Annotated in this window: 7 protein-coding genes; 6 read left to right on the top strand and 1 reads right to left on the bottom strand. The window is 38.4% G+C overall.

The window, feature by feature from the left end; translation table 11 throughout:
- Positions 1–72: 72 nt before the first annotated feature.
- Positions 73–639: a D-glycero-beta-D-manno-heptose 1,7-bisphosphate 7-phosphatase gene (gene gmhB, locus DD649_RS10440; protein WP_294106947.1), complete on the bottom strand. Its 567-nt coding sequence runs from the start codon at positions 637–639 to the stop codon at positions 73–75.
- Between the two features lie 170 nt (positions 640–809).
- On the opposite strand from gmhB, the gene metN reads away from it, so the two are divergent.
- The 6 genes from metN to proS all read left to right on the top strand — a co-directional run bounded on the left by metN (position 810) and on the right by proS (position 6,473).
- A complete protein-coding gene (metN, locus tag DD649_RS10435; RefSeq protein ID WP_336430536.1) occupies positions 810–1,841 on the top strand; it encodes a methionine ABC transporter ATP-binding protein MetN in 1,032 nt (343 codons plus the stop codon).
- Positions 1,834–2,487: a methionine ABC transporter permease MetI gene (gene metI, locus DD649_RS10430; protein ID WP_294106945.1), complete on the top strand. Its 654-nt coding sequence runs from the start codon at positions 1,834–1,836 to the stop codon at positions 2,485–2,487. The genes metN and metI overlap by 8 nt, the downstream gene beginning before the upstream one ends.
- A 60-nt stretch (positions 2,488–2,547) precedes the next feature.
- On the top strand, positions 2,548–3,369 hold the full coding sequence (locus tag DD649_RS10425) for a MetQ/NlpA family lipoprotein (RefSeq protein ID WP_294106943.1): 822 nt from the start codon (positions 2,548–2,550) through the stop codon (positions 3,367–3,369).
- 125 nt (positions 3,370–3,494) lie between these two features.
- A complete protein-coding gene (rcsF, locus tag DD649_RS10420) occupies positions 3,495–3,896 on the top strand; it encodes an Rcs stress response system protein RcsF (protein WP_294106941.1) in 402 nt (133 codons plus the stop codon).
- 6 nt (positions 3,897–3,902) lie between these two features.
- Positions 3,903–4,622 carry a tRNA (N6-threonylcarbamoyladenosine(37)-N6)-methyltransferase TrmO gene (gene tsaA, locus DD649_RS10415; RefSeq protein ID WP_294106939.1) on the top strand — a complete coding sequence of 240 codons (720 nt, stop codon included), beginning with the start codon at positions 3,903–3,905 and terminating at the stop codon, positions 4,620–4,622.
- Positions 4,623–4,742: 120 nt separating this feature from the next.
- Entirely contained in the window at positions 4,743–6,473 is a 1,731-nt protein-coding gene (gene proS, locus DD649_RS10410; RefSeq protein ID WP_294106937.1) for a proline--tRNA ligase, read from the top strand.
- Positions 6,474–6,489 lie beyond the last annotated feature (16 nt).

Here is a 6,489-nt window from a genome sequence, read left to right as displayed (position 1 = left end):
AGGGAGTCAGAAAATTCTGGCAAGTGTTTTTTTGAAAAACTTTTTCAACCGCTGACTTATTACCCAAAACGCCTATTTTTTGATTCTTTTTAAAGCTTCTGGTAGCTCTGCGATGCTATTTATAACAATATCCGCACTCGAAATTGCTTCATCTGTTACTTTTTGACCACTTTTAACCAGTACAGTCGTACCGACATGTGCTGCTTTCCCTGCTTGTATATCAGCAAGTTTATCGCCAACCATAATAGAGGCAGCCATATCGATATCTAAAACTGATTGTGCATCTAGTAACATACCCGGTTTTGGCTTACGGCAATTACACTCTTCTCGGTATTCTTCTATTGTTGCTTCAGGATGATGAGGACAAAAATAAATTCCATCAAGTTCTACGTCTCTATCTGCCAGCGACCAATCCATCCATTCCGTTAATTGCATAAATTGATCTTCAGTATAAACACCACGACCAATGCCTGATTGATTAGTGACTACAACGAGTGCATAACCCATTTTTTTCAATTCAGCCATAGCTTCAATAGCACCTTCGATAAATTGAAAGTCATCTATTTTATGCACATAGCCGTGATCGATATTAATTGTACCGTCTCTATCTAAGAAAATTGCTGGTATACCTTTACTCACCTGTTTGCTCCTCTAACTTGAATGTTTTTTAGTATCTCACGAAAAGAAAATAAATGAGAATAGAATAAATAGATCAAACTTTATTGACTTAGACGTCTAGACGCCTTAACATCCAAGTATATTAGATACACTATCTAAATAACTATTTTGGTAAAAGTCAGAAAACATAAATGATAAAGCTCTCAAATATAAATAAAGTTTTCCAGCAAGGAAGCCGTAACATTCAGGCGCTAACGAATATTAGCCTGCATGTACCTGCTGGTCAGATATATGGCGTCATTGGTGCATCAGGGGCTGGAAAAAGTACGCTCATTCGTTGTGTAAACATGCTTGAACGTCCAACATCAGGCCAAGTGATTGTAGATGGTCAAGATTTGACTGCACTACCTGAAAAATCAATAACAAGAGCACGTCGCGGTATTGGCATGATTTTCCAACACTTTAACTTATTATCATCACGTACTGTTTTCGATAATATTGCACTACCTCTTGAATTGGACAATACACCTAAAAATAAAATTAAAGAGCGTGTTAATGAATTACTTGAACTGGTTGGCTTGACTGATAAAAAAGACGCATATCCAGCAAACCTTTCAGGGGGACAAAAACAACGTGTTGCTATTGCCCGCGCACTAGCTAATTCGCCTAAGGTTTTACTTTGTGATGAAGCAACGAGCGCGTTAGATCCTGCAACTACTCGTTCTATCCTTGAGTTGCTTAAAGATATTAATCGTAGATTAGGATTAACTATTTTACTTATCACTCATGAAATGGATGTTGTAAAACGTATTTGTGATCAAGTTGCAGTCATCAGTGATGGTCAATTAATTGAGCAAGATAAAGTCAGCGCAGTTTTCTCTCATCCGAAAACGCCTATTGCTCAAGCATTTATTAAATCAACTTTAGTTATTGATATTCCTGATGACTATAAAGAGCGTCTGAAAAATGAACCAGCTCAAGATTTATCACCATTATTAAAACTTGAGTTCACAGGCCAATCTGTTGACGCACCTTTAATTTCAATGGTGGTTCGTAAATTTGACATTGATATTAATATATTAAGCTCGCAAATTGATTACGCAGGTGGTGTCAAATTCGGCGTGATGTTAGCAGAATTACACGGCGTTAATGGTGGAATTGAATCCACAATTGAATTTTTAAAAGAACACCATGTAAAAGTAGAGGTTTTAGGGTATGTCTGAGGGAATGATTGCACTGCTTATATCAGGAACGATTGATACGATTATCATGACCATCGTTTCTGCCATTTTAGGCTTCATTATGGGTGTACCTACTGGTGTTTTGCTATTTATTACACGTCGTGGGCAAGTGATGGAAAATACGCTTCTTTATAGTGTCATTTCATCTGTAGTGAATATTTTCCGTTCCATTCCATTTATTATTTTATTAGTTTGGATAAGCCCATTTACCAAATTTCTTGTTGGGTCAGCTATTGGAATAGAAGGTGCGATAGTCCCGTTGACTGTTGGTGCAATTCCTTTTATAGCACGCATGGTAGAAAATGCATTATTAGAAGTTCCAAGTGGCCTAATTGAAGCTTCAAGAGCAATGGGTGCAACCCCATTACAAATTATTAGAAAGGTTTTATTACCTGAATCATTACCTGGGATCATTAACGCAGCAACGATTACCTTAATTATGTTAGTCGGCTATTCCGCAATGGGTGGTGCTGTTGGTTCAGGTGGTTTAGGACAAATTGCAATGCAGTACGGCTACTACACTTATAATCCAATGATTATGAATACCGTTCTTGTGTTGTTAATTATCTTAGTATTCATCATTCAATTTAGTGGTGAATATTTAATGAAGAAAGTGTCACATAGATAGTCTGTAAAAATAGCAGCGCCGTTAGGGTGCTATAAAAGAAAGTGTTTATAGGGGTCAATTATGTCTATCAAGTTAAAATCTATTGCAGTAGTCGGCGCGCTATTAGGCTCATTAGTTCTTGTTGGCTGTGGCGAAAAAGAAAAAGATCCAAATAGTATTAAAGTCGGTGTGATTATGGGCAAAGAGTTAGAAGTTGCTGAAGTTGCACAAAAAGTCGCTAAAGAAAAATATGGCTTAAATGTTGAATTAGTTGCATTTAATGATTTTGTTTTACCAAACGAAGCTTTAAGTAAAGGTGATATTGATGCGAATGCATTCCAACATAAACCTTATCTTGAACAACAAATTAAAGACCGTAACTATAAATTAGTGCCAGTAGGCAATACGTTTATTTACCCAATTGCAGCTTACTCTAAACAAATTAAATCTGTTGATGAACTAGCTGATGGAGCACAAGTCGCTCTACCAAATGACCCAACTAATTTAGGTCGTTCTTTATTACTGCTGCAACAGCAAGGCTTAATTAAATTAAAAGATGGCACAGGTTTGATGCCAACTGTTTTGGATGTTGTTGAAAATCCAAAAGGCTTAAAATTTGTTGAGTTAGAAGCACCACAACTACCTCGTTCACTTGATGACCAAAAAATCGCATTGGCAATCATCAATACCACTTGGGCAAGTAGTGCAACACCAAAATTGACTCCAGCAAAAGATGGTTTATTTGTTGAAGATAAAGATTCACCTTATGTAAACGTTATTGTTGCTCGTGAAGATAATAAAGATAGCGAGAATGTGAAGAAGTTTATTCAAGCATATCAATCAAATGAAGTAGCAAGTAAAGCAAATGAAGTCTTTGATGGTGGTGCAGTTAAAGGCTGGTAATCTTTTATATTGGTAAAAAACTGTTTAATATACTAGATGGCTTCGTGCCATCTAGTATTTTTTGTAATATAGATAAACTACATATAGCGAAGAAATTTTATAAACATATAAGAAAGGTATAATTTATGAGACTGTTATTGCTCACCTTAGCAGCTTTCGTTTTAGCTGGGTGTGGAATTAATCAATACACGAGTCCAGGGCAAAATAAAGGCTTCTCAAGTATGAAATTGTCTAAACCAGTGCCTAGCGTTACTAAAGCAGACACAGCCAATGTAAAACTAATGAATAGTCCTGAGGAATTGTTAGGAATGCCCTTTAAAGATTTAGGGGTTGTCTCAGGTGAATCATGCAGAGAAAGTGTTCAAAGCCCACCAGCAAACCTTAATTCAGCAAAAACGAGTATGCTAACTCAAGCAGCCTATATTGCTGCTGATGCCGTGCTATTACACCAGTGTCAAACCATGACTTCGCCAGGCTGTTATCAAGCAACAATCTGCGAAGGTAGTGCACTACAAATTGTTGAATAATCAAAAATGCAATCTTTCCAATTTAATGCCATTGGGCATATAGAGTCACCATATAAGGAAAAGTTTGCCATTCCACGCCAACCTGGACTTGTTCCAGGTGGCTCTGGACGACTACATTTACACCCTCCTTTCAATGACCAAAACGCAATCAGGGGATTAACCCAATTTAGTCATATTTGGGTATTATTTGTTTTCCATCAAACCATGGAAGGGGGTTGGAAACCTTTAGTTCGCCCGCCAAGACTTGGTGGGAATGAAAAACTTGGCGTATTTGCAACACGTTCAACTTTTAGACCTAACCCAATTGGTATGTCGCTTGTTGAACTCAAGGGTGTTATTACAAAAAATAATCAAGTCATCTTAGAGCTCGGTAGCCTTGATCTTGTTGATGGAACGCCAGTCATTGATATTAAACCGTACTTGCCTTTTGCTGAGGCAATTACAACGGCTGAAGCTGGATATGCGCAAGATGCCCCATCAGATAACATGCACGTTATTTTTAGTTCTCAAGCACAAAAAGAGCTGCAAATATATCAAAATGAATACCCTGGGCTTGCACAATTTATCGAACAAGTGTTAATGCAAGACCCTCGTCCTGCTTATAAAAAACAATCAACTGAAATTCGTGATTATGCAGTTCATCTACTCGATTTTAATGTTCGTTGGCGCGTCATTGATAGCGTGACTGAAGTATTCTCCATCGAACGTAATGAAAAAAACATTTAACCCCTTTTGACAATTCACCGTCACTGGTAGACTAGCTCTCTATAATGCTGCATAGCAGCCATAATTTATTTGGTAAGCACGCCGCCTACCAAAATTTGTTGTTCTAATGGAACCTATACAATGCGTACTAGCAAATATCTGCTCTCAACTCTAAAAGAGACCCCTGCGGATGCAGAAGTTATCAGTCATAAACTGATGCTGCGTGCAGGAATGATCCGTAAACTTGCTTCTGGTCTTTATGACTGGCTACCCACAGGTGTGCGTGTTCTGCGTAAAGTAGAAAATATCGTTCGTGAAGAAATGGAAAATGCAGGCGCTATTGAGGTGTCATTACCTGTCGTGCAACCTGCTGACTTATGGCAAGAGAGTGGACGTTGGGAGCAATATGGTCCTGAATTACTGCGTTTTGCTGATCGTGGAGAACGCCCTTTCGTTCTTGGCCCTACCCATGAAGAAGTCATTACAGATTTAGTTCGAAATGAAATTACGTCTTATAAACAGCTTCCTTTGAATCTGTTTCAAATCCAAACTAAGTTTCGTGATGAAGTTCGCCCACGTTTTGGTGTAATGCGTTCACGTGAATTTATTATGAAAGATGCATATTCCTTTCATATAAATCAAGAATCACTACAAGAAACTTACGATGAAATGTATGCGGCTTATAGCAAAATTTTCACCCGTATTGGCTTTGATTTCCGTGCAGTTTTAGCAGATACCGGCTCTATTGGTGGCAGTGCTTCTCATGAATTCCAAGTTCTTGCACAAAGTGGTGAAGATGATGTTGTTTTCTCAACAGAGTCTGATTTTGCGGCGAATATTGAATTTGCAGAAGCCGTTGCTCCAGCGATTGAGCGTGCAGCACCAACTGAAGAAATGCGTCTTATCGACACGCCAAATGCAAAAACGATTGCTGAACTGGTAGAACAATTCCAGTTACCGATAGAAAAAACAGTTAAAACACTGATTGTTCATGCAAAAGAAGATTCGGGTCATACATTAGTTGCATTGTTAATTCGTGGCGACCACGAACTTAATGAAATCAAGGCTGAGAAACATCCTTTAGTTGCCAGCCCATTAGAATTTGCAACTGAAGAAGAGATAAAAAAAGCCGTTAATGCAGGCCCGGGTTCTTTAGGCCCAATCAATATGCCATTACCTATCGTCATTGACCGAAGTGTCGCTGTAATGAGTGATTTTGGGGCCGGTGCTAATATTGATGGTAAACACTATTTTGGTATCAACTGGCAACGTGACCTAACATTACCTAGTACTTTTGATTTACGTAATGTGATTGAAGGTGATGCTAGCCCAGATGGCAAAGGAACATTGCTCATTAAACGTGGTATTGAAGTTGGTCATATATTCCAACTTGGAACAAAATATTCCGAGGCTATGAAAGCGTCAGTGCAAAACGAAGAAGGCCACAACCAAATCGTTACTATGGGTTGTTATGGTATCGGTGTAACACGTATTGTTGCTGCCGCTATCGAACAAAGCCATGATGAGCGCGGAATTATTTGGCCAGATGCCATTGCACCATTCCAAGTAGCTATTTTACCGATGAATATGCATAAATCATATCGCGTTAAAGAAGTTGCTGAGAAAATGTACGCAGATCTAAAAGCACAAGGTATTGATGTGATTTTTGATGATAGGAAAGAGCGTCCAGGCGTGATGTTTGCTGACATGGAACTGATTGGTGTCCCATATACTATTGTTATTGGTGACCGTAATTTAGATAATAATCAGGTTGAATACAAAGCTCGCCGTAGTGATGATAAAGAACTCGTTGGTCTTGATAATGTCGTGACTTTCCTAAAAGGAAAACTGGCCTCGTACCTGAAAAAGTAACTGATTAACGATCTAA

Origin of the sequence: Providencia sp. (assembly GCF_003533305.1) — a bacterium.
In the GTDB taxonomy this organism is placed as follows: domain Bacteria; phylum Pseudomonadota; class Gammaproteobacteria; order Enterobacterales; family Enterobacteriaceae; genus Providencia.
The sequence above is the reverse complement of the archived record's forward strand: the minus strand, read 5'-3'. Positions and strand labels throughout refer to the sequence as shown.

Excerpts from the sequence above, each read along its gene's own strand:
- metN (WP_336430536.1), top strand. The coding sequence starts at position 810 with ATGATAAAGCTCTCAAATATAAATAAAGTTTTCCAGCAAGGAAGCCGT.
- metI (WP_294106945.1), top strand. The coding sequence starts at position 1,834 with ATGTCTGAGGGAATGATTGCACTGCTTATATCAGGAACGATTGATACG.
- DD649_RS10425 (WP_294106943.1), top strand. The coding sequence starts at position 2,548 with ATGTCTATCAAGTTAAAATCTATTGCAGTAGTCGGCGCGCTATTAGGC.
- rcsF (WP_294106941.1), top strand. The coding sequence starts at position 3,495 with ATGAGACTGTTATTGCTCACCTTAGCAGCTTTCGTTTTAGCTGGGTGT.
- tsaA (WP_294106939.1), top strand. The coding sequence starts at position 3,903 with ATGCAATCTTTCCAATTTAATGCCATTGGGCATATAGAGTCACCATAT.
- proS (WP_294106937.1), top strand. The coding sequence starts at position 4,743 with ATGCGTACTAGCAAATATCTGCTCTCAACTCTAAAAGAGACCCCTGCG.